This is a genomic window from Pseudomonas sp. 5P_5.1_Bac1 (assembly GCF_025466015.1).
In the GTDB taxonomy this organism is placed as follows: domain Bacteria; phylum Pseudomonadota; class Gammaproteobacteria; order Pseudomonadales; family Pseudomonadaceae; genus Aquipseudomonas.
On the sequence record NZ_JANLNX010000032.1, the window covers coordinates 1 to 930 of the forward strand.

Sequence of the window (930 nt, forward strand, 5' to 3'; positions counted from 1 at the left end):
AGGGCTGTAAACCATGAATGTAATAAAATACCCGCGTCGCAAAGTATTTATCGTGTTTTTTTTCTGTCCATTTGTGTTGGGGTTTATTGCGGGTATTTACAGATTTGTTGCACTGCTTGTGCAATTGGTGAGTGCTCCAAATTTGTTGGGTGAGGTCAAAGGGGTGGAGCTGTTATTTATGCCTATTGTCGCGCCGTTCATTGCGCAGGTGGCGTTTCTTCCACCGTTTCTAGTATTCGCACTGGTAATCGCTTGGATGAGGATCAGTAGAACGTCACGAAACTGTGTGCTTGTTCCTTTGTTGGGAGGCTTTATTGCCATGCTTTGGGCGTTGTTGTTTGTTGTTGTAATAGTAAATGGTGTGGGGAATGCCCAGTTCTCAGATTACTTTTTTGAAATGGCTATGATTTTTTTTGCGTCGTTTTTTACATGCTGGTTGATGGCACGCTTTTTTTTGCCGGAGGAGAAAAAGGCATCGTAATTGACAAGGGGGAAGAGGGAAAAGGGGACATGTGAAAAACAACGAAAAAGGGGACAGATTTATTTTCTTTCGCTTTGCTAAGCTGAAAACCTCAATGGAATGAGGTTGCTATGCCAAGAATAGGACGAGTCGTATTACCCAACTACCCCCATCACGTCGTTCAGCGTGGTCACAACCGACAGGTGGTATTCGCTGCTGCGGAGGACTACCAGCGCTACGTCAATGATCTACAGGAACTGAAGGACGCATTTGGTATAAAAATTTATGCTTACTGCCTGATGACAAATCATGTCCACCTGTTGTTGGAGCCTGGAGAGGCAGTCGCAGGCCTTGGTCAGATGATGAAGGCGTTGGCAGCCCGAGCGACGCGATATCGGAATAAGTTAGAAGGGCGATCAGGAACGTTATGGGAAAGCCGATATAAGTCCAGTGTGGTGCAGTCAGAGAGC

At 45.9% G+C, this 930-nt stretch carries 2 protein-coding genes; both read left to right on the top strand.

The genetic code is table 11. The features are described from left to right. Positions 1–13 precede the first annotated feature (13 nt). Positions 14–481 (top strand): hypothetical protein, encoded by a 468-nt coding sequence (locus NTD82_RS05580; RefSeq protein ID WP_262128035.1) that lies wholly within the window; start codon positions 14–16, stop codon positions 479–481. Positions 482–591: 110 nt separating this feature from the next. Further along, positions 592–930 (top strand): transposase (locus tag NTD82_RS05585; RefSeq protein WP_262128036.1); only part of this gene is annotated, 339 nt, incomplete at its 3' end.